General features: G+C 51.8%; 23 protein-coding genes and 1 pseudogene. 14 read left to right on the top strand and 10 right to left on the bottom strand.

Annotation, left to right across the window (positions count from 1 at the left end; translation table 11 throughout):
• Positions 1–61 precede the first annotated feature (61 nt).
• The 3 genes from JCM12308_RS02705 to rpe all read left to right on the top strand — a co-directional run bounded on the left by JCM12308_RS02705 (position 62) and on the right by rpe (position 2433).
• Positions 62–547, top strand: a complete 486-nt coding sequence (locus JCM12308_RS02705; RefSeq protein ID WP_008547660.1) for an Lrp/AsnC family transcriptional regulator — start codon at positions 62–64, stop codon at positions 545–547.
• 131 nt (positions 548–678) lie between these two features.
• Positions 679–1668 carry a hypothetical protein gene (locus tag JCM12308_RS02700; RefSeq protein ID WP_054782774.1) on the top strand — a complete coding sequence of 330 codons (990 nt, stop codon included), beginning with the start codon at positions 679–681 and terminating at the stop codon, positions 1666–1668.
• 96 nt (positions 1669–1764) lie between these two features.
• The gene (rpe, locus tag JCM12308_RS02695; RefSeq protein ID WP_054782773.1) at positions 1765–2433 is read left to right on the top strand and encodes a ribulose-phosphate 3-epimerase; all 669 of its coding nucleotides are present in this window, start codon (positions 1765–1767) and stop codon (positions 2431–2433) included.
• A 62-nt stretch (positions 2434–2495) separates the two neighbouring features.
• Here the strand turns inward: rpe and JCM12308_RS02690 are convergent, their stop codons facing one another.
• Complete coding sequence (locus JCM12308_RS02690; RefSeq protein ID WP_054782772.1) at positions 2496–3263, bottom strand: HpcH/HpaI aldolase family protein; 768 nt, start codon at positions 3261–3263, stop codon at positions 2496–2498.
• A 165-nt stretch (positions 3264–3428) separates the two neighbouring features.
• Positions 3429–3752: a DUF1476 domain-containing protein gene (locus tag JCM12308_RS02685; RefSeq protein WP_008548073.1), complete on the bottom strand. Its 324-nt coding sequence runs from the start codon at positions 3750–3752 to the stop codon at positions 3429–3431.
• Positions 3753–4108: 356 nt separating this feature from the next.
• Here JCM12308_RS02685 and purC point away from each other — a divergent pair.
• From purC to purQ, 4 genes and pseudogenes are all read left to right on the top strand, one after another.
• Positions 4109–4872: pseudogene (gene purC, locus JCM12308_RS02680) on the top strand (phosphoribosylaminoimidazolesuccinocarboxamide synthase).
• A gap of 210 nt (positions 4873–5082) precedes the next feature.
• Positions 5083–5322, top strand: coding sequence for a phosphoribosylformylglycinamidine synthase subunit PurS (gene purS, locus JCM12308_RS02675; protein ID WP_008548081.1), 240 nt, complete (start codon positions 5083–5085; stop codon positions 5320–5322).
• A 36-nt stretch (positions 5323–5358) separates the two neighbouring features.
• Positions 5359–5466: a phosphoribosylformylglycinamidine synthase-associated small membrane protein gene (locus JCM12308_RS31265; RefSeq protein ID WP_014286429.1), complete on the top strand. Its 108-nt coding sequence runs from the start codon at positions 5359–5361 to the stop codon at positions 5464–5466.
• Positions 5467–5511: 45 nt separating this feature from the next.
• Positions 5512–6183 (top strand): phosphoribosylformylglycinamidine synthase subunit PurQ, encoded by a 672-nt coding sequence (gene purQ / locus JCM12308_RS02670; RefSeq protein WP_054782771.1) that lies wholly within the window; start codon positions 5512–5514, stop codon positions 6181–6183.
• A gap of 61 nt (positions 6184–6244) precedes the next feature.
• Here the strand turns inward: purQ and chrA are convergent, their stop codons facing one another.
• Positions 6245–7471: a chromate efflux transporter gene (gene chrA, locus JCM12308_RS02665; RefSeq protein ID WP_054782770.1), complete on the bottom strand. Its 1227-nt coding sequence runs from the start codon at positions 7469–7471 to the stop codon at positions 6245–6247.
• Positions 7472–7560: 89 nt separating this feature from the next.
• Positions 7561–8373: an AraC family transcriptional regulator gene (locus JCM12308_RS02660; RefSeq protein WP_008547858.1), complete on the bottom strand. Its 813-nt coding sequence runs from the start codon at positions 8371–8373 to the stop codon at positions 7561–7563.
• Positions 8374–8518: 145 nt separating this feature from the next.
• On the opposite strand from JCM12308_RS02660, the gene JCM12308_RS02655 reads away from it, so the two are divergent.
• Positions 8519–9055 (top strand): peroxiredoxin-like family protein, encoded by a 537-nt coding sequence (locus tag JCM12308_RS02655; protein WP_054782769.1) that lies wholly within the window; start codon positions 8519–8521, stop codon positions 9053–9055.
• A gap of 205 nt (positions 9056–9260) precedes the next feature.
• On the opposite strand, the gene JCM12308_RS02650 is transcribed toward JCM12308_RS02655, so the two are convergent.
• Positions 9261–10169, bottom strand: coding sequence for an FUSC family protein (locus tag JCM12308_RS02650; protein WP_208978201.1), 909 nt, complete (start codon positions 10167–10169; stop codon positions 9261–9263).
• Positions 10170–10179: 10 nt separating this feature from the next.
• Positions 10180–11163 carry an HlyD family secretion protein gene (locus JCM12308_RS02645; RefSeq protein WP_174519169.1) on the bottom strand — a complete coding sequence of 328 codons (984 nt, stop codon included), beginning with the start codon at positions 11161–11163 and terminating at the stop codon, positions 10180–10182.
• A 359-nt stretch (positions 11164–11522) separates the two neighbouring features.
• Here JCM12308_RS02645 and JCM12308_RS02640 point away from each other — a divergent pair, with 359 nt between their 5' ends.
• The 6 genes from JCM12308_RS02640 (at position 11523) to JCM12308_RS02615 (ending at position 16343) form a co-directional block, all read left to right on the top strand.
• Positions 11523–12035, top strand: a complete 513-nt coding sequence (locus tag JCM12308_RS02640; RefSeq protein WP_014286432.1) for a hypothetical protein — start codon at positions 11523–11525, stop codon at positions 12033–12035.
• Positions 12036–12259: 224 nt separating this feature from the next.
• Positions 12260–14464, top strand: a complete 2205-nt coding sequence (gene purL, locus JCM12308_RS02635; protein ID WP_054782886.1) for a phosphoribosylformylglycinamidine synthase subunit PurL — start codon at positions 12260–12262, stop codon at positions 14462–14464.
• Between the two features lie 114 nt (positions 14465–14578).
• Positions 14579–14812 (top strand): BolA family protein, encoded by a 234-nt coding sequence (locus JCM12308_RS02630; protein ID WP_008547869.1) that lies wholly within the window; start codon positions 14579–14581, stop codon positions 14810–14812.
• A gap of 130 nt (positions 14813–14942) precedes the next feature.
• A complete protein-coding gene (gene grxD, locus JCM12308_RS02625) occupies positions 14943–15278 on the top strand; it encodes a Grx4 family monothiol glutaredoxin (RefSeq protein ID WP_008547903.1) in 336 nt (111 codons plus the stop codon).
• A gap of 117 nt (positions 15279–15395) precedes the next feature.
• On the top strand, positions 15396–16058 hold the full coding sequence (locus JCM12308_RS02620; protein ID WP_054782768.1) for an HAD family hydrolase: 663 nt from the start codon (positions 15396–15398) through the stop codon (positions 16056–16058).
• A gap of 93 nt (positions 16059–16151) precedes the next feature.
• Complete coding sequence (locus JCM12308_RS02615; RefSeq protein WP_037036196.1) at positions 16152–16343, top strand: hypothetical protein; 192 nt, start codon at positions 16152–16154, stop codon at positions 16341–16343.
• Between the two features lie 597 nt (positions 16344–16940).
• On the opposite strand, the gene JCM12308_RS02610 is transcribed toward JCM12308_RS02615, so the two are convergent.
• The 4 genes from JCM12308_RS02610 to rpsD form a co-directional block, all read right to left on the bottom strand.
• Positions 16941–17573: an SMI1/KNR4 family protein gene (locus JCM12308_RS02610; protein ID WP_054782767.1), complete on the bottom strand. Its 633-nt coding sequence runs from the start codon at positions 17571–17573 to the stop codon at positions 16941–16943.
• Between the two features lie 80 nt (positions 17574–17653).
• Positions 17654–17959, bottom strand: coding sequence for a hypothetical protein (locus tag JCM12308_RS02605; RefSeq protein WP_208978200.1), 306 nt, complete (start codon positions 17957–17959; stop codon positions 17654–17656).
• 291 nt (positions 17960–18250) lie between these two features.
• Positions 18251–19216, bottom strand: a complete 966-nt coding sequence (gene ttcA / locus JCM12308_RS02600) for a tRNA 2-thiocytidine(32) synthetase TtcA (RefSeq protein WP_054782766.1) — start codon at positions 19214–19216, stop codon at positions 18251–18253.
• Between the two features lie 132 nt (positions 19217–19348).
• Positions 19349–19966, bottom strand: coding sequence for a 30S ribosomal protein S4 (gene rpsD, locus JCM12308_RS02595; RefSeq protein ID WP_008547786.1), 618 nt, complete (start codon positions 19964–19966; stop codon positions 19349–19351).
• Between the last annotated feature and the right edge of the window lie 161 nt (positions 19967–20127).

Raw genomic sequence — 20127 nt, 5'->3', positions numbered from 1 at the left:
TTTCTGTGCTATCCTACCGACAAATACGTACTCAGTCGAAAAATTATTCCTAAGAGGGCATATGAGCGAAAATTCCTTATTGGACCCATCCGACATCCGAGTTCTGCGCATTCTGCAAAAAGATGCATCCCAATCCATCGCAGATATCGCCAAAGAAGCCGGTATGAGCCAAACTCCTTGCTGGAGGCGAATTAAGAAACTCAAAGAGACTGGAGTGATCAAACAGACAGCAGCTCTGGTTGATCGCGAAGCAGTCGGTCTTGGCTTTCTCGCATATGCCTTTGTTAAGCTCACTGTGCCCAGCCGCGAGAACATGGAAACATTCGACAGGCTTATTGGGGTATGGCCCGAAGTTGTTACATGCGAACGCATCACCGGCGCAGTGGACTATCTCATCAAAGTGGTCGCCACAGATATAAAGTCCTATGACGATTTCCTTCGCTTGAAACTTCTGGACAACGCTCTGGTCTCAGATGTTCAGTCCCGCATTGTAGTTTCGACAATTAAGGAAACAGTTGCGTTACCGCTTAAAGAGTTTGTCAGTTAAAGTTTCTGACACAGCCTAATCGGAGTTAGTTTACGCGCGGTCGCCGAAACTCCGAAATGTTTGCTCAAACTCGACTGATATGGTTTAGTCGCGCGATCTCTTGCACTTATAGATTTCGCGTGGACTAAACATTGCCCTCCCCCACATTCGTTATAAGCGGCCTCAAGCTGATCAACGCACTCCTGCGTTTTCTGGGACGAAACGGCACCAATGCCGTGGCGATCTCAATCTTTCTCGGCCTCTTTCTGCCCGGCATTGCAGAAGCCCTGCGCATTCTTTTAACGCCTGCCATCTTTATTCTGCTGACACTGAGTTTTATTCGCGTCGACAACACTGCAATCGCACAGCAGCTCACACATCCTCTTCCAGCAATCGCGGCAGTCCTCTGGCAAATGCTGCTTCTGCCCCTGCTGGCAACTTTGATCTGCCTGACAATCGGTCTGGATCAGATTGATCTCGGCGTGCTCACCGCACTGTTCATGGTCTCAGCGGCACCGCCCGTTATGTCCACGCCAATCTTCATCTGGATGTTTGGCCTCAACGGTGCGCTCGCACTCACCATCTCAACACTCGCACTGATCATTGCACCGTTCAGCACGGCCTTGTTTGCGTACCTGTTGCTGCCAGACACCTTGCAGGTTGCCCCACTCTCACTGGCCACCAATCTGGCCATGTTCCTGATCGGCTCAGCGGGTTTAGGTCGCCTGCTCTATTACGTGCTTGGTGCTGCGCGCATCAACCAGGCCACAGATCACATCAACGGCATCAATTGCGTTGTGCTATTCATCTTTGCCATCGCGGCTATGGATGGAGTAACCGACTTTGCGCTGACCGCTCCATTCAAGGCGACCGCCCTTTTCATCGGTGTCTTTGCCATCGCTGGTGTTCAGCTGCTCATCACATTCCTGATCTTCTATCCAGCAGGCAAGCAAACCGCCTTCATCGCCGCTTATGGTACAGGAAGCAGAAACCTGGGCCTGATGGTTGCTGCATTAGGCGGCACAATCCCTGAGCTTGCGTGGCTCTTCTTCGCTTTTGCTCAGTTCCCCATCTACCTGCTGCCGTGGATCTTACGACCCGTTGCCATGCATATCGGTAAGACTGAAACATCTGCCCCTTAAAGCACGAGTGGCAGTTACGCTGTTCGCACCACTTGCTTCTCTCTTGTGTCCATGTTAGCCGCACAGCAAATGGGCACATCAAGGAGAATCCCTGCCATGGCACAGCCGCTCGTTATCGCACCTTCCGTACTTGCATCAGACTTTTCCAAGCTGGGGCAAGAAGTTCGTGATGTTGTAGAAGCTGGAGCCGACTGGATCCATCTGGATGTTATGGACGGTCACTTCGTTCCAAACATCACCTTTGGTCCGGATGTCATCGCAAAGCTCCGCCCTCACACCGACAAGGTGTTCGACACCCACCTTATGATCGAGCCGTGCGACCCATACCTTGAAGCCTTCGCAAAGGCTGGTTCCGACTACATCACCGTTCACGCTGAAGCGACCACCCACCTGCACCGTTCTCTGCAGGCGATCCGTGCCCTTGGCAAGAAAGCTGGTGTCTCGCTGAACCCTGGCACACATGAAAGCTGCCTGGAGTACGTTCTGGACAGCGTAGACCTGATCCTCGTCATGACCGTCAACCCAGGCTTCGGCGGACAGAAGTTCATTTACTCTCAGATTGAGAAAGTGGCCCGCATCAAAAGCATGATCGGTGATCGTCCAATCCGCATCCAGATCGATGGCGGCATCACTCCGGAAACTGCGCCATTAGTCACTAAAGCTGGCGCAGACACACTGGTTGCCGGCTCAGCAGTGTTCAAAGGCGGCAGCGTAGAAAGCTACCGCGAAAACATCACAGCCATTCGCACAGCTGCTCAGGTTTAAGTTCTGATCCATAAACGCAAAAGGCCGCCTGAGAGGCGGCCTTTTTTGTATGCAATGCAATCTTAATCGAGAGCTTTAGCAGCCTCTGATGCTGCACTCATAAACAAGGTCGAATCTGTTCCAAACGTCATGAACTGATAACCAGCGGCCTTCGAGTGCTGCAAATGACCTTTGGAAACACAGTAGATCCCTGCAATCTTTCCAGCAGCGCGTGTTTTCTCGGCAATATCCTTCTGCATCGCTAATGATGCATCTGCCACAGGCTCCACACGCTGCCCACCAGAAACAGTCAGTGACAGGTCAGCAGGCCCGACAAAAACACCGTCCAATCCATCAACAGCAAGAATATCCTCCAGAGCTTCATAGGCTTCCGGCGTCTCAATCATCGCAATAGCTAGTGTCTTCTTATCTGCAGAAGCAAAGTACTCATCCATGGTGGTGCCAGAGGTCATCGTCGCCCCCACTGCACCATAACTGCGCGAACCAAGCGGTGGGTACTTGCAGAACTCAACGAGCTTCTTCGCGTCTGCCACTGAGTTGATCATCGGCGCGATAATCACCTCCGCGCCCATATCAAGCAGCCAGCTGGCATTCTTGAAATCATCAACGCAGGTTCGTGCCACAGCATGACCACCGCCAATGATGATCTCCCGAATAGAATCACGGGCATCAGCTGTCGTCAGCAAGCCATGCTGCAAATCCAGAGTGATTGCCTCGTAACCACTTTTCAGAAACAGATTCGAAAAGATCGGAGATGGCAGGCTTGCCCACGCGCTCACAACGGTTTGCCCTACACGCAGTTTTTCTGCCAGACACATTTTCTCAGTCATGCAATGCCTCATCTGATCGAGCATAGGCACCATCAACCACGTAGCACCAGCTCTTAAACGCATTTGTCATTCAAACAAAAAAGCCGTCTCCCTCACAATATCAAGGGAAGACGGCAAATTCTTTTGTGAAGCGCCCATCAGATGGGCCAGCTTGAGGGGATCAGCTTACGCTTCCTCAGCAACTTCCTTCTTCGCAACAGCCATCAGCTCTTCCATAGTGCGGCGAATCTGGTGTTCAGACTGCTCAACACCTGCATCAGCAAAATCCTTGGAAATACGAGCAAAAATGTCTTCGTCGCCTGGCTCTTTAAGATCAGTTTGTACGATCTTGTTGGCGTACTCTTCTGCAATGTCCCCGGCCAAACCAAGCTTCTCAGCAGCCCACTGCCCCAGCAGCTTGTCGCGCCGCGCAGTCGCCTTGAAAGCAAGCTCAGAACCCATTGCGAAACCGCCTTCAAACGCATCAGCTCGTTTGTCGAACGTGGTCATCTATTCCCTCCTAGCTCAGACAATGTAAAAAGGTCCCTCCCCTCTTACAAGTCACGCTATAACTTACGTGAATCATTGTACGCAACTTCTATTTGCAGGTCAAAAGCCATTAGTTGTAGTCAGTGGTATATCAAATGGTGGTAACGCCATTCGAATTACCCATTTGTGCTTTATCAAAAAGTCGGTTAAGTTCCGCGCCGCATAGCGGGATCGCGATTTTCGCAATGACGAAAGATGCGAAAACCAATGCTGGAGGAACATTTGCAGTCTTTTGGCTCGAGTGCTTTGAAAGACATCTGGTTTACGCCCCGACGTCACCCGTACGACTTGTTCTACAAACGCAATGGTACGTGCCTATGAACCGCCGTCGGCGAATTTACGAAGCAAGGCCAAGATTCTCTATGAGGGTCCTGAGCCGGGAACGCTGATTCAGCACTTCAAAGATGATGCAACAGCCTTCAACAACGAAAAGCATGAAGTCGTTGATGGAAAAGGTGTCCTGAACAACCGGATTTCTGAGTACATTTTCAACAATCTGAATAACATGGGCATTCCAACCCATTTTATTCGTCGGTTGAACATGCGCGAACAACTGATCCGTCAGGTGGAAATCATCCCGATTGAGGTCGTTATCCGCAACGTTGCTGCAGGTTCTCTGTGCAAACGCCTGGGATTGGAAGAAGGCACTCAGCTTCCACGCTCCATTATCGAGTTCTACTACAAGAACGACGAACTTGGAGATCCGCTGGTTTCTGAAGAACACATCACCGCTTTTGGCTGGGCCGCTCCTCAGGAGCTTGATGACATCATGGCACTCGCCATCCGCATCAATGACTTCCTATCCGGTCTGTTCATGAGCGTTGGCATCCGCCTCGTTGACTTCAAGATCGAACTTGGACGTCAGATCGAAGGCGACATGATGCGCATTGTTCTTGCGGACGAGATTTCTCCAGACAGCTGTCGCCTGTGGGACACATCCACAAACGACAAGATGGACAAAGACCGCTTCCGTCAGAACATGGGTGGTATGGTTGAAGCCTATCAGGAAGTAGCCCGCAGGCTCGGCATCCTGATCGACAACGACCGTCCGGGACACTCTGGACCAGTGCTAGTCAAGTAATCAATGAACGGGCCCGTGAGGCCCGTTTTGCATTTTTGGGGCAAGCTATCTACCGCACGGGTATTGAACTATCTCACTACCTTGGCTCGTTTTTGCTTCCCCAGCATAGATTCCCGCGTTATGAACGCGCGCAAAGAATGGATTTGGGCGACAGGCGCAATGCAGTCCGCTTAAATCTCCCATATTGGTAAGGAAGGACCAGTTAGAACCATGAAGGCACGTGTGACCGTCACTCTTAAGAACGGTGTTCTCGATCCCCAGGGCAAAGCAATCGAAGGCTCCCTTGGTTCTCTTGGTTTTGAAGGCGTTGAAGGCATTCGCCAGGGTAAAGTGTTTGATCTGGAGCTGGCTGACCGCAGCGAAGCACAGGCCAAAGCTGACATTGAAGCCATGTGCGAACAGCTGCTGGCAAACACCGTCATCGAAAATTACTCTATCGAGCTGCTTTAAGCTGTAACCGATAGACGAACCTGCGAGGGCAAAACCGTGCAAGACGATACAAGCCGGATCATCCGTTTCATGGTCATCAAGGCGATCATCTTTATTGGCTTGCCAGCTGCCCTCTCTGTTCTTGCGGTGTTTTTACTCCTGTAAAACCTCGTCTGTGACAAGCGGCCCTCCATCCAAGAGGAAACATTCATGAAATCCGCAGTGATCCTATTCCCCGGCTCCAACCGTGACCGCGATATGATCAAAGCGCTGGAGCAAATCTCCGGCCAGCCTGTTGCCACAGTATGGCACACCGAAACAGAACTGCCGGAAGCAGATCTCTACGTCCTTCCGGGCGGTTTCTCCTACGGTGATTATCTGCGTTCAGGTGCGATTGCAGCTCGTTCCCACATCATGCCAGCTCTGAAAACAGCAGCTGATCAGGGACGTCATGTTCTGGGCGTTTGCAATGGCTTCCAGATGCTGACTGAAGCTGGCCTTCTGCCAGGCGCTCTGATGCGCAATGCATCCCTGCACTTCGTTTGTAAGGAAGTCATGCTGGAAACCACCAGCACCAACAGTGCCTTCACATCCCACATGGAAAAAGGCAAGGTCTGGCGCTGCCCGGTGGCTCACCATGATGGCAATTATTTTGCTGATGCAGAAACGCTGAAAGAATTGGAAGGCGAAGGCCGCGTGGCATTCCGCTATGCTGACGGCACCAACCCGAATGGTTCCATCAACGACATCGCTGGCATCACCAACGCAAAAGGCAACGTCCTTGGCATGATGCCTCACCCAGAAAATCTCATTGAAGATCTTCACGGTGGTGTTGAAGGCCGCGCGCTGTTCGAAAGCGTCATGCAGAGCCTTGCAGCTTAAACTGCACGCACACTAACTTTTTCAAAACCCGGATGCTCAGCACTCCGGGTTTTTTCATGCCTCAGATGAATGCAAACCCGATCCCGGTCAAGCCCAGCAGCACCACAACAACCCATGGCGGAGACTTGAAAGAAACCAGCAGCACAAAGCCACAAAGCGCCGCTGCAAAATCCTTAGCCTCCAAGATTGCACTGGTCCACACAGGTGAATAAAGCGCAGCACCGAGCACACCAACCACAGCCGAATTAGCACCTGCCATGATCCCACGCGCAGAAGGCGTCTGCCGCAGCACAGCCCAATAGGGCAAACCGGCAATCAAAAGCAGAGCTCCCGGCAAGAAGATGCCAATCAAAGCAACACACGCTCCAATCCATGGTGCGTATCCAGTTGGCATCTCAGCCCCCAGATAACCGGCAAACGTAAAGAGTGGTCCCGGAACTGCCTGCGTTGCACCATATCCGGCCAGGAACGAACTCTCACTGACCTGCCCTGTTCCAACCACTTCCGCCTCCAGAAGCGGCAGCACCACATGGCCACCACCAAACACGAGCGAACCGGAATGATAGAAGCTTGCAAACACACCAAGCAGCGGATCAACAATCCACTCGCTCAGAACAGGCAGGCCAAACAACAAAACAGCAAATAGCACGACAGCTAAAAGACCAAACCGTCGTCTTGGAGCAAACAGCACCTCATGAACGTCGGCTTTGGGTTCAGATCGGCAGAACAGGAAACCACCTAAGCCACCAGCAACAATCGCAGCAATCTGCCCGCCAGCACCGCCCAGTGCCACAACTAAAACCACTGCCAATACTGCAAGCCCGGCCCTAAGCTGATCTGCACAGAAGTTACGTGCCATCCCCCAAACCGCCTGCGCCACCACAGCGACGGCAACCAGCTTGAGGCCATGGATCAAGCCCATTCCAACAGGCCCATCAAAAGCGCTGGCCCAATATGCAAAACCAAAGAGCAGCAAAGCGGAAGGAGCGGTAAATGCAAAGAATGCTGCAAGCGCCCCAAGCGGTCCTGCCCGCATCAAACCAAGACCAAACCCAACCTGACTACTCGCAGGCCCCGGCAGAAACTGACAGAGCGCAACCAGATCTCCATAGGCTTCCTCCGAAAGCCACTTCCGTCGCTTAACCAGCTCCTCTCGGAAATACCCAAGATGCGCAATCGGCCCGCCGAAGGATGTCAGACCCAACTTCAGGAAAGCAACAAAGACCTCTAACGCATGGCCCTGAACATGTTCCTCAGGAAGATTTGTCGGACGTTCTGCAAAACTCATGGATGGCTCAATCGTATTCTGAATAGAAAGCGGAGCAGCATATAAAGCAGAGTTGTGACATTAGGACAAATACACAACGCGCCCCAGTATTAAGCAGCCACAACTGTTTTCAATGCAACATTGCGAGGCAACTCATTGTAACGCCGTTGATAGGCACGGGACAATGCCGTCGGTGACGCAAAGCCAACACGCGCTGCCACACTCTTCAATGGGCGCCCTGCCTCCAGATCCAGCTTCGCCAGTGCCAGACGCCAGTTGCTTAGGTACGAGCCCGGCGTTTCCCCCATCACATCCTTGAAATGAACCGCAAACTGAGTACGCGACATGCCCGCAACTTCAGCGAGGGTCTCCAACCGCCATTGCTTTGCCGGTTCCTCATGAATAGCCACAAGCGCTTGCGCTAGATTTGGGTGCGCAAGCCCAGCAATCAATCCGCTGCATGCTGCACCAGAACGAACCGCATGCCGCAGCAACCGGATAACCACGACCTCACAAAGCCGGTTGATCACCGCCGCTCCACCACAGCGTGGAGACAACACTTCCTCCACCATCAGATCCGCAAGGCTTTCCAGCTCAGGCGCATCCTGCAGATAGATCTCGACATAGTCCGGCAACGCCGTACTCAGCTGAGACCCCGGACCACCGAACTCCACCCGCGCACCTGCAAGCACAATGGTGTCATCGCAAATACGCTTGATCTCAGTCGGGTTGTTGGGACTGGAAGGAAGGAACACGAGCTTCCGAAAACCGTGCATGCAACGAAGGATGAAAAAGTTGCCCTGAAGCACCTCATCCTCTGTGTTGTGAAGGATATGCGCCTCCACCTTAAAGCGCTCAATAAGCGAAGACAGACGGTCGTATCGCAGCTCTCGTGGTTTCACTTCAGCTAGCTCAGTGGCCATATCCGAACTCTCGATCAGTTTTTTCGAACAAAAGGCAATTAAACGTTCAATAACATAATAGCTACAAATCGACCACCGCTAATTGCCTTTTCAAAAAACGAAATGAGCAAAGCTACAAGAAGAATACTTAGCTCAGGAGAATAATATGCTGATCCCTCGCAAGCCAGTCCCAAGCTTATCTGCGAACCTCGTTGGTGGTGGTACATTCGATCTGTCAGCCGACGCTTCTGATTTTGCTACTCTGGTTGTCTTTTACCGTGGTCTGCACTGCCCCATCTGTGCAACCTACCTGAAGGAACTGGAACGTCTGACACCGGAGTTCGAAGAACGCGGTGTGAAAACCATTGCTCTCTCCACCGATACAGAGGACCGTGCCCAAACATTCTCCAACGCAATCAAAGCAGACAAACTGCGCGTTGGGTATGGCGTTTCTCTGACCAAGGCGCGTGAATGGGGTCTGTTCATTTCAGCAGGCCGCGGAAAAACGTCTATCGGTATTGAAGAACCAGATCTGTTCGCAGAACCAGGCCTGTTCTTCGTAAAGCCTGACGGCACACTTTACTTCGGGAATGTGCAGACTATGCCATTTGCACGTCCTGACTTTAAACCAATGCTCGGTGCTCTCGACTTCTGCATCAAGAACGATTATCCCGCCCGCGGTGAATACACCGGAGCTCTATAATCAATTTTACCACAAACACTTTCTTGGTGCTCAGAGAGGCTGTGTTTTCGCAGCCTCTCTTTTTTATGTCTTTTTGACACGAGGCTTTCGTGCCTTCTTCTGATTGATGTGCTCAATATCTGGAAAGTCTGCCCCCTGCCAAATGCGGACAACAATCAAGACACAGATCGCAATCACAGCCCCCAAAACAACACCCACTAATCGGTCAATAACCTGATTGAAGTTGTCGACCGGACCTGCAGACGCCAGCGCCGCAATCACAAACGCATACCCACCTGCGTTCCTGCATAAGCCCAGTAACTCTTGCCGTGGTGCACCGAGCTAGGAAGAACAACCCGATTGCAAGCAGCAGCGCCCACCAGAAAAACGACTGTAACCCGAGCCCGATCAGACCGAACCCCATCAACCCACCGATGAGACAGCCCAGACTTCGGTTCAAAGCAAACTTCTTCACGGACACAACCGGCCCATAGAGCACAACAAGCGAGGTAATGATGATCTGCACCATCGCCGCGAGTTCATGACCCACGTATATGATCGGTGCCAGCATCGCGACAGCTGCCCCGCTCAAACACAGCGCAATCACCCAGCTCTTATCCATGGTGTCGATGTTGGGCGTCAAATACGGCCCAACTCCAACACCTAAAGACGTTTCCTCGAGGAAGTAATAGGAGACAACAGCAGCCGTCATCACCCCGATGGCAACCGTAATTGTTCGGTCAACCATCAGGTAAAACAACAGATCGATTTCCAGCAGAGAAATATAAATGGCCAACATCGCAGTCACGATCCCCATCAACCAGGCATAGGCATAGTTCGGGCTCGCCATTCGCTTATAAATCGCCAGTGCTGCAAGGCATCCAACCGCAATCATCTGGAAGACTTCATAGTTCTTAACTGCAACCGCGATCCAGTACCCGGAAAACCCACCGGCAATGGTGCCAATCACACGTTGAATGCCTTTGCGCCAGACATTGGTCCAGTCCGCATTGGCCACCGTCATCGCGGACATGGCCGCCCACCAAGGATCATCCGCATCAACAATCAGAGCAATGACAGAGGCGAGTGTGACCATCAGGCTGGTGCGGAGACCGATAGCGTAGTTGAAGAACATGGCGCCTCCTCTAATGCACAAGGAAGATGCGAGCATCTCCCCCGTGCATTGGAACGTGGTCCTCTAAAAACTCCCCCATATCAATTTCGACCGGAAACCGCTGCGAAAGCCGGATCCAGTCGGTCGTCAATGGTATGTAGGGCAGCACCCTTGGGTCCTGATCCATTCGGGAAATACCTCGCCCAATGGACCGGACCGTCCCCTTGTGAACTCGGTATGGATCACTGGAGACCTGAAAATATACCGTTTGCCCCGGTTTCAATCGGGCCGCATGCCTCTCAATCAGGTTCGCAATGATCCGCCAGTTGGTGTTCGTGATAAGCGCCATCTGCGGAATGCCCTGAAGCACATAGTTCCCCGGGTTAACCGTGTACTCACTGACCACACCATCCACCGGCGACAGCAAGGAGGACTTTCGAAGGTTATACTGCGCCAGAGCCGTTGCCGCCTGAGAAGCCTCATAGGTCGAGCGTTGCACTTCCACCTGATGCGCCGCGGCCCGCAATGTATCTCTCGCCGAATCCGTTTCCGCATTCGCTTCTTCCAGCGAGAGTGTGATGTTGTCGAGACGCTGTTGGGTGACGAAACCATTGTCCGTCAACTCCTCAAAGCGCTGCTGTTGAGCTGAGAGATTAGCAACCTTAGCAACGGCAGCAGTCACCGCAGCCTCGGCAACCTGCACCTCTGCCTCAGACCTGCGCAGGTTTGCCAGAGACATGGCTTCCTGCGCCCGCGCTTCCTGAACCGCCAAAGCAAAAGGTTCAGGATCAATCTGCATCAGCAACTCACCAGCTTTTACAGCTTTGTTCCGGTCAACAGGAACCTCGGTGACAAATCCGGAAATTTCAGGAGAGACACGCACCACATCTGCGGAGACATAGGCATCCGCGGTGTACGTGAAGAAATAATCAATAACAACATAAGCGCCGATCAAGGCGCATGCGCCTAAGATCACCTTGATCGGACCACTTATGTGAAAAATGCCTCCAGGCACCCTTTATCTCCGCTCACCTGACACTACGCAAAACATAAGCATCGGCGAATTCTTGTTAGACAAGCCGGTTATTAGCACCGGCAAAAGGCGCCCATTTGGAGGCACGTGAAAGCATCGCAAATGAGGGTTTTGAAATCGTGAAAATGATCCCTCCAAATTCTAAGTAGCTAGTAAATACAGTAGGTTAACGAAGATTTCCGAAGCGTAAAATTTTAGCGCCTGCTCATTGCATAACGCGAAACAAAACCCTAACCAGTTCAAAAGGACATGATTGAAACAGCCTCTCAGGTTGTGGTTGCATCGCGAAAACACATGCGCCTTGCTAAATCGCCGGGCAAACCTGCAAAGGACTATCTGTGATGCCACCCCTTGCGAAAAGACTTGCCGTCCTCGGAACCGTTTTCGCCACAGCAGTTGGAGCCACCGCTCTTTCTGCCAATGCAGCACAGGTCAACGCCAGAGCAGCAGGGTTCTCTCACACCGGTCAGCTCGCAACCTTCGGTCTCTACAACAACGCCATCATTACCGACCAGCTCAACCTAAAGCGCATCAACGCAGACTACGTATTCCTCAGCGACAACCCAGAAGATCCATTCGACTTCGTATCCGGCAGCTGCTTCGGTGGTGCGGTCGTTAAGAACATGCAGGTACAGGGCGGCGGTGTTTGTAGCCTGAAGGACAAGAACGGCGCACCATTCGCCATCAGCTATGAGATCACGGGCATCAAAGATGGACGGTACTCTGGCAATTGGGCCATTCTGGGTGGCGATGAAAAATGGGCAAACGCCAAAGGCAGCGGAACATGGAGCCGCACCAAGCTGCCGAACATGTCCATGTCCGTGACAACTCTGCAGGGCGAAGTCACCTTCTGACCACCGCAAACTGCGCATTTGGGGCTGAAAAATTTTTCAGCTAATTCAAAAGATTACAGCTCTATATGATTTAAACAGAGTGACTTGTCGTCAAGCTGCAAAAAACCATGCCTTGGCAGCAAAAAATCCAAAAAAGCGGCCTCTACAGTTTCCATTTTTCTATGAATCCTGTTAAGCAGCCCGTGACATTTGGCCCCGGCGCACAGCGCCCAAATTTTCTGAGTGTGATGATCCAAAATAGCGTTAAGATCACCCCCGAACTCATTGAGGCCCACGGTCTTAAGGAAGATGAATATGCTCACATCCTGGAGCTGATTGGCCGAGAGCCAACCTTCACCGAGCTTGGAATTTTCTCCGCAATGTGGAACGAGCATTGCTCCTACAAATCCTCCAAGAAATGGTTGAAGACACTCCCGACCACTGGCCCTCGCGTCATTCAGGGACCAGGCGAAAATGCAGGCGTTGTGGACATCGATGATGGCCAGGCTGTCGTCTTCAAGATGGAAAGCCACAACCATCCATCTTACATCGAGCCTTATCAGGGCGCGGCGACCGGCGTTGGCGGCATTCTGCGCGACGTGTTCACCATGGGCGCTCGCCCTGTCGCAGCCATGAATGCGCTGCGCTTCGGTGAGCCGGATCATCCACGCACGCGCCACCTCGTTTCCGGAGTTGTTTCCGGCGTTGGTGGCTACGGCAACTCCTTTGGCGTCCCAACAGTGGGCGGTGAAGTTGAGTTCCACAAATCCTACAACGGCAACTGCCTTGTAAACGCCTTCGCAGCTGGTCTTGCTGATGCAGACAAGATCTTCCTGTCCGAAGCAAAAGGTGTCGGCCTCCCAGTCGTTTACCTCGGCGCAAAAACGGGCCGCGACGGCGTTGGCGGCGCAACAATGGCCTCCGCTGAGTTCGATGATTCCATCGACGAAAAGCGCCCTACCGTTCAGGTAGGTGACCCGTTCACCGAAAAATGCCTGATGGAAGCCTGCCTTGAGCTGATGAAGACCGGTGCGGTTATCGCTATTCAGGATATGGGCGCAGCTGGCCTCACCTGTTCTGCAGTTGAGATGGGTGCAAAAGGCAACCTCGGCATCGAGCTCGACCTCGACAAGGTTCCTGCTCGCGAAGAAAACATGACCGCCTACGAAATGATGCTTTCAGAAAGCCAGGAGCGTATGCTCATGGTACTGGAGCCATCCAAGGAAAAAGAGGCGGAAGCCATCTTCACCAAGTGGGGTCTGGACTTCGCAATCTGCGGCATCACCACGGATACCCTGCGCTTCGTTGTAAAACAGCACGGCGAAGTAATGGCTGATCTGCCAATCAAGGAACTCGGCGACGAAGCTCCGGAATATGACCGTCCATGGACACAGTGGCCAGAGCCGGACGAAATCGCTGCAGCCAACGTTGAAGAACCAGCAGACTACAAAGAAGCTTTGCTGAAGCTACTCGGTGGCGCAAACGGCTCTTCCCGTCGCTGGGTTTACGAGCAGTACGACACCCTCATTCAGGGCAACTCTGCTGCAACTCCGGGCGGTGATGCAGGCGTCATTCGCGTAGACGGCACAGACAAGGGTCTGGCCTTCTCCGTCGACGTGAACCCACGCTACTGCTACGCAAACCCTTATGAGGGTGGCAAGCAGGCAGTTGCAGAAACCTACCGCAACCTGTCCGCAGTTGGCTCCCTGCCACTGGCAATCACCGACAACCTAAACTTCGGCAATCCTGAAAAGCCAGAGATCATGGGTCAGTTCGTTGGTTGCTTGAAGGGTATCGGCGAAGCCTGTGAAGTGCTGGAAACCCCAATCGTTTCCGGTAACGTTTCCCTTTACAACGAAACCTACGGCGAAGGTATTCTGCCAACACCAGCCATCGGCGGCGTTGGCCTGCTGAAAGACGTCACCAAACGCGTCGGCAGTGCATTTGTTGCGGAAGGCGAAACCATCGTCGTTCTGGGTGGTAAGGGCAAACACCTCGGCTCTTCCCAGTACCTGCAGGAAGTTCTGGGCCGTGAAGAAGGCGCTCCTCCTCCAGTCGATCTGGAAGTTGAAAAGCTCACCGGCACCTTCGTTCGTGAGGCAATCACCGAAGGCCGCATCACAGCTGCACACGACATCTCCTCAGGTGGTCTGGCTGTTGCTCTGGCTGAAATGGCGATCAAAGGCAAGCTCGGCGCAACTGCAAAAGTGACCGGTGACCATCCTCATGCCATTCTGTTTGGTGAAGATCAAAGTCGCTATGTTGTGACTGTGGCAGAGGAAAAACTCGCTGCCTTCTTGGAAGATGCGATCGACGCTGGTATCAGCACAGAAGAAATCGGTAAGACTGGTGGTGATACTCTGGTTCTTGGCGATAAAATCAGTGTGTCAGTTGAAGAGCTGAACAATGCTTTCGAGGGATGGTTCCCGCATTTTATGCAGGCGAGCTGATACTCGTCCACCGAACTGCTAAACTGAGTTCTAAATAAGATTCGCTTCTCTCTTCATTCGTGGTGAGAGAAGCAGCCAAACAGAAGCAACCCAGTCGGGCAAGGAGGCACACTCATGGCCATGGACGCAGGCGAACTACAGACCCTTATTAAAGAGGCTTTGCCGGACGCACACGTGGAAATTAGAGATCTGGCAGGTGATGGTGATCACTACGCAGCTGTCGTCATCTCAGAAAGTTTCCGCGGTAAATCCCGCGTACAGCAGCACCAGATGGTGTATCAGGCTCTTAAGGGTAAAATGGGCGACGATTTGCACGCTTTGGCGTTGCAGACCTCAGCTCCGGAATAACAGAACACGAAGGTGCGACCTTTTTCTTGCATTACCCATGCAAGTTCCCATATGAGTGGCCGCACCACGAACAAAATACAATCACGGTCACCGGGCTTTGACCCCGGTCGAGCGAAAGGAACTCGACGAAATGAGCGATATCCAAAACTGGATCAAGCACGAAGTAGAAAACAACGATGTTGTGCTCTTCATGAAAGGCACCCCAAACTTCCCACAGTGTGGCTTCTCCGGCCAGTCAGTGCAGATTTTGGACTACATTGGTGTGAAGTACATCGGTCATAACGTTCTGGAAGACGATAACCTCCGTCAGGGCATCAAAGACTACAGCCAGTGGCCAACAATCCCACAGCTCTACGTCAAAGGTGAGTTCATCGGTGGCTGTGATATTATCCGTGAGATGTTCCAGTCTCAGGAACTGCAGGCTCTGTTTGCAGAAAAAGGCATCGAGATCGCACCAGCTGCATAAGTCTCTGCTGAAACGACATTTTCCAAAACGGGCCTTCACACGAGGGCCCGTTTTTTGTTGCCAAGCTGTCAGAACCGAATAGTTTGAACCATAGTTTTTTCAGTAAGCAGACAGTACATGTTCAAGACCATTGTTTTCGATTTGGATGGCACCATTTGCCATCACAAGGCCTCCTATCCCAAGATGTTCTTTGAGATCTTTGGCGAGCAGTTCAATAAGCATAGCGACACCTGGCTGCGCCATATGCTGCACAACGGAGAGCATACCGGCCTTGAAGCTGTTCAATCCTGCTTTCCGGAACTATCACCTGAGGAACAAAAGAACGCGTTAGATACGTTCACACAGCGTTGGTCGGAAGCTCAGGTACCATTCACAGGCATCTTTGAAGCAATGGCACTCCTTAAAACTAACTTTGGCTGTCAGATCGGTGTGATGACGAACGGTCCCTCTCAGTTTCAATGGGCTGTCATGAACAAGCTCGGCCTCTCAGAGCACGTTGACTTCGCCTATGCCAGTGGAGACCCCTTCCCCGCAGAATGCAAGCCAAGCATTCCGCTTCTCCGCAAACTCCAAAGCCAGCACAACTTTGAAGCCGATACTGCACTCTTCATCGGAGACAATCTGGAGAAAGACATCAAACCCGCGCGGGAAGCTGGATGGAGTGCATTGCATGTCGCCCCGCATGACAACAAGTCGGAGCCTCTGCCTCTCTCTGACTTCATTGAGGCAGCAAAACAGGACAGTCTTTTAAGGGTTAACTGGAGCAGCCTGACGGCTTAACCATCCTGAACGCCAAATGAACATTGCTCTCAGAGCTCTCTCACATTCCCCTTGCTAAAAACGTCTCATCAACAGTTCATCGGGGGATGAGAGATGCAAGTTTATCTGAGAGTTTTGCTCCTTGGCATAATCACAGGAACCACCATGGGAGCCGTCGCGGCAAGCATCACGCCAACCACAAAGGAAGGTCTGGCTCGCTACGAGTGCAACCATATGACAGTGTTTCAGAAACCGTCCTTACTGAACGGCCCTGACGCCTGTAAGTACTATGGTGGAATGAAGTGAGAGCTCAGCTGCACTCATACTGATGCGTCAGTACGGTGACTGTACCCTCTCTGAGATTGAAGCGATCAGTTTGCTTGCTACAACTATCGCATAGGGGGATAATTTGAGGACGGCTGCCGCTAAGCCATCTGACATCTGCGCCTAGGGTGGGTTTCTTATGGCAATCTGCATTACTGCATTTTGACGGCCAGTCACGCTTGGAGTGTTTGATCCAATGCAGTTTCCAGGAACCGCACTGACAGGATTCAGAAGCAGGATTTCTCCGCTTTCGCCATCCAATGCCATTCAGGCCTTCAATCACCATATTCATAGCTGCCTCCAATGCCTTTGGTGAAAAATCACATCGAGAAACTAAAAAATATCGCCCCTCAAACCGGGACCTGACCGCTGAAATGTATGTCCTTATTCGACTTTAGTTACAGGTTCTGGATACATTCTTTATCGAATAGGTAAAATCGCGTATCTTTTGCAATTATTTCATGCCATTTACGAATTTTTATTACCTAACAAGAGTTTAAAATTCTGTCTGGATTCTCTGATTTCACGAATGTGACTGTAGTTACTCGGTGCACATGCTGATAGCCAATGCATCTCACTTCAATCGACTACCTTTAATCTGATTTTGGTCCCATCAGGAACATCGGCGAGTTGAATAGCTAAGTTTGCATAAACTCGCATCGCTTCGACATTGTTGCAAAGGTACAAGTTTTCTATGGAGTACTCGCCTCCAAGTACAAAAGGAATTTTCGGGCAAAGTCTCATGTTAGCCGGCAGTGGGCCGTGCTTACTTTGCCAATCACGAGCTAAAGACCAACCAGTAAGAGTGTTATAATCTTCCAATACAAGACCTGCCCAATCTTCAATATCTCGAGCGAGATATTCCAGTTCACCAGTCTCTGGATCGAAGCTATGAACAGCGCCTTCGAATAAACAAAACTGATTGCCGAGAACATCCTCTGCAAAGAAAATGATCTTAGCATCCAGCATGCCATAGCCATCTCGCCACAGTTGGTTATCGTTCCACCGCGTCAAACTCATTACTTCTTGGCTAGGTGTGAGCGGCAACACATGCAATGCGCATTCGAACGCATAGAAGCCATTTCTCCGCTTAAGAAGATCAATCAACCCGGTCGCTGATAGATCTACCTTGTTGACCGAAGTATTGCCTCCTAGTAGCTCATTTCCTGCCAACTCTGGGCTGGAGAGTTCTAAGAGCTTGGAAACATTCATGCACATTAATGAACCTAAGAAAACTGGTTGAGAATCGAACTAAGACATCAACTAAAACAAACAATAATTCTGGGAACTAATCAAACCCCGGCAACACCACGAAACTGCTCGATCTGCTGTGCCATCTCTTCAGGTGTTTCTCTGTAAGAACCTGGAAGAATGCCATCGATGCCTAGACCGCGAACGGCTTGCGCGTAAGGGAACTTGCGTTTGCCTTTCAAATCCAGCACCACGCGCTTGCCCAACTTGACGCCCATGAAGGTCAACGGTTTCACACCAACCGCATCCACCTCTTCCCAAGCCAATCGGCGCTTAACCAGTGCGCGGTGATACACGATCCCTTCGCGGTTGATCTCAACATAGTTCAAGGAAGGCAGATAGAACATGCAGCTGTGCCGAGTGCGATGGTGATACCTAGCAAAAAGAATGTAGCAACCCCAATGCCAAACACCTCCTCTAACAACGGAGAAAGCGCAGCAAACCCGTGCAGCTGTGAGAACACGGCAAACATCACAGCAACAAACAGGTTCTGCAGAACCAAGCAGTGTTACGAGCCCGAAAACGAAGTGGTGCCATCTTTCAATCCTGTACAGCTCTTCAATCTATGCCCCAAGAGCAAAAAAGCCGCTGCATCAAATGATACAGCGGCCTGAAGTATTTAGAGGTCGCCCAAGAGGCTAAAACTCGTTGCCGAATAACTTCTCAGTCATCGCCTCAGCAGCTGCACATGGCTCCTGATCGCTCTCACCCTTCTCACCGGTGTTCGGACGCAGGCCAACAAAATCAAACGCCTGCGCATCGTGCAGGTGTGATGGACGCACATGTGCCAGAGCGCGTGCCATAATGCCCAGACGACCCGGTGTTTCCTTTTCCCACTGTTGCAGCATGTTCTTCACCTGAACGCGCTGCAGGCCATCCTGAGAGCCACATAGGTTACAAGGAATAATCGGGAACTCCATCGCCTTGGAGAACTTCTCAATGTCTACCTCTGATGAGTTCATCAGCGGGCGCAGAACCATCAGATCGCCCTCATCGTTCACCAGCTTTGGCGGCATGGAGGCCATACGGCCACCGTGGAACATGTTCATCATGAAGGTTTCCAGCGCATCATCGCGATGGTGCCCCAGCACAATCGCCTCACAGCCCAGCTCACGCGCAGTGCGATAAAGAATGCCGCGGCGAAGACGGGAGCACAAAGAACAATAGGTCGAGGTCTCTGGCAGCTTATCAGTAACGATGCCATAGGTGTTCTCGCGCACGATCAAATTCGGGATCTCATATCGTTCAAAGAACTCAGGCAGAATGTGTTGAGGGAAGCCCGGCTGGGACTGATCCAGATTGCAGGCGATCAGGTCAACAGGAAGAAGACCGCGCCACTTCAGATCCATCAGAACCGCAAGCAGGGTGTAACTGTCCTTACCGCCAGACAGGCAGATGAGCCATTTAGTCTTTTCCGGGCTCGCACCATCCGGCACCATTTTGTAATCAGAGATCGCCTGGCGTGTCTCACGCAGCAACCGCTTACGCAGCTTCTTAAACTCAACCGAACTTGGCACCTCACGGAACAGCGGATGGCAATCAGGATCGAAAACTTTGCTTTCAGCAGCTATATCGGTTGCGTGTTCTGCGCTTAACTGACTCATGGCTTTATCTTATCTTTACTCGTTATTCATCCGGCGATGATGAATGCAATTCGTTGCGGCAGGAGTAGCACCGCAAAATGAAAAGGGCCACCCAAAGGGTAGCCCAAATCAAATCGTTCAGGATCAAACCTATTAGCGGGAATAGAATTCCACAACCAGGTTTGGTTCCATCTGAACTGGGTAAGGCACGTCACCAAATGCTGGGATGCGGGAGTAAGTTGCAACCAGCTTGTTGGTGTCAACGTCAATGTAGTCAGGAGTGTCACGCTCAGCGGACTGTACTGCTTCCAGTACGATTGCCAGCTGCTTGGACTTCTCACGAACTTCGATAACGTCGCCAGGCTTACACATGTAAGAACCGATGTTTACACGACGACCGTTTACGTTCACGTGACCGTGGTTGATGAACTGACGAGCAGCAAACACAGTTGGAACGAACTTTGCGCGGTAAACAATAGCGTCAAGACGGCACTCGAGCAGACCGATCAGGTTTTCAGAAGTATCGCCGCGCTGACGGGAAGCTTCATCATAAACTTTGCGGAACTGTTTCTCGGAGATGTTGCCGTAGTAACCTTTCAGCTTCTGCTTTGCGCGCAGCTGCACGCCGAAGTCAGAAAGCTTGCCTTTGCGGCGCTGACCGTGCTGACCTGGACCGTATTCACGGCGGTTAGCTGGAGACTTTGGGCGACCCCAAATGTTCTCACCCATACGACGGTCAATTTTATACTTGGCGCTCTGGCGCTTAGACATCGCAGTTTCCTTTGCGTTGATCTATAATTTTAAAGGAAACGCGCCCTCCTTTTTCGCTGCAAACACAAAAGCTTACAAGCGACTGACAGCAGTTACGGCAAATAGCGCATGCCGAACCACACGGGTGCGTAAAATCAAAGCGGCTCCATCGGGGCCGCCCT

The organism is Pseudovibrio denitrificans JCM 12308, assembly GCF_001310815.1.
Classification (GTDB): Bacteria; Pseudomonadota; Alphaproteobacteria; order Rhizobiales; family Stappiaceae; genus Pseudovibrio; species Pseudovibrio denitrificans.
This window is presented reverse-complemented; position numbering and strand designations above follow the sequence as displayed.

Coding starts and splice junctions, on each gene's coding strand:
- JCM12308_RS02705 (WP_008547660.1), top strand. CDS start 62: ATGAGCGAAAATTCCTTATTGGACCCATCCGACATCCGAGTTCTGCGC.
- rpe (WP_054782773.1), top strand. CDS start 1,765: ATGGCACAGCCGCTCGTTATCGCACCTTCCGTACTTGCATCAGACTTT.
- JCM12308_RS02690 (WP_054782772.1), bottom strand. CDS start 3,263: ATGACTGAGAAAATGTGTCTGGCAGAAAAACTGCGTGTAGGGCAAACC.
- JCM12308_RS02685 (WP_008548073.1), bottom strand. CDS start 3,752: ATGACCACGTTCGACAAACGAGCTGATGCGTTTGAAGGCGGTTTCGCA.
- purS (WP_008548081.1), top strand. CDS start 5,083: ATGAAGGCACGTGTGACCGTCACTCTTAAGAACGGTGTTCTCGATCCC.
- purQ (WP_054782771.1), top strand. CDS start 5,512: ATGAAATCCGCAGTGATCCTATTCCCCGGCTCCAACCGTGACCGCGAT.
- chrA (WP_054782770.1), bottom strand. CDS start 7,471: ATGAGTTTTGCAGAACGTCCGACAAATCTTCCTGAGGAACATGTTCAG.
- JCM12308_RS02660 (WP_008547858.1), bottom strand. CDS start 8,373: ATGGCCACTGAGCTAGCTGAAGTGAAACCACGAGAGCTGCGATACGAC.
- JCM12308_RS02655 (WP_054782769.1), top strand. CDS start 8,519: ATGCTGATCCCTCGCAAGCCAGTCCCAAGCTTATCTGCGAACCTCGTT.
- JCM12308_RS02650 (WP_208978201.1), bottom strand. CDS start 10,169: ATGTTCTTCAACTACGCTATCGGTCTCCGCACCAGCCTGATGGTCACA.
- JCM12308_RS02640 (WP_014286432.1), top strand. CDS start 11,523: ATGCCACCCCTTGCGAAAAGACTTGCCGTCCTCGGAACCGTTTTCGCC.
- JCM12308_RS02630 (WP_008547869.1), top strand. CDS start 14,579: ATGGCCATGGACGCAGGCGAACTACAGACCCTTATTAAAGAGGCTTTG.
- grxD (WP_008547903.1), top strand. CDS start 14,943: ATGAGCGATATCCAAAACTGGATCAAGCACGAAGTAGAAAACAACGAT.
- JCM12308_RS02620 (WP_054782768.1), top strand. CDS start 15,396: ATGTTCAAGACCATTGTTTTCGATTTGGATGGCACCATTTGCCATCAC.
- JCM12308_RS02615 (WP_037036196.1), top strand. CDS start 16,152: ATGCAAGTTTATCTGAGAGTTTTGCTCCTTGGCATAATCACAGGAACC.
- JCM12308_RS02610 (WP_054782767.1), bottom strand. CDS start 17,573: ATGAATGTTTCCAAGCTCTTAGAACTCTCCAGCCCAGAGTTGGCAGGA.
- JCM12308_RS02605 (WP_208978200.1), bottom strand. CDS start 17,959: ATGTTCTATCTGCCTTCCTTGAACTATGTTGAGATCAACCGCGAAGGG.
- ttcA (WP_054782766.1), bottom strand. CDS start 19,216: ATGAGTCAGTTAAGCGCAGAACACGCAACCGATATAGCTGCTGAAAGC.
- rpsD (WP_008547786.1), bottom strand. CDS start 19,966: ATGTCTAAGCGCCAGAGCGCCAAGTATAAAATTGACCGTCGTATGGGT.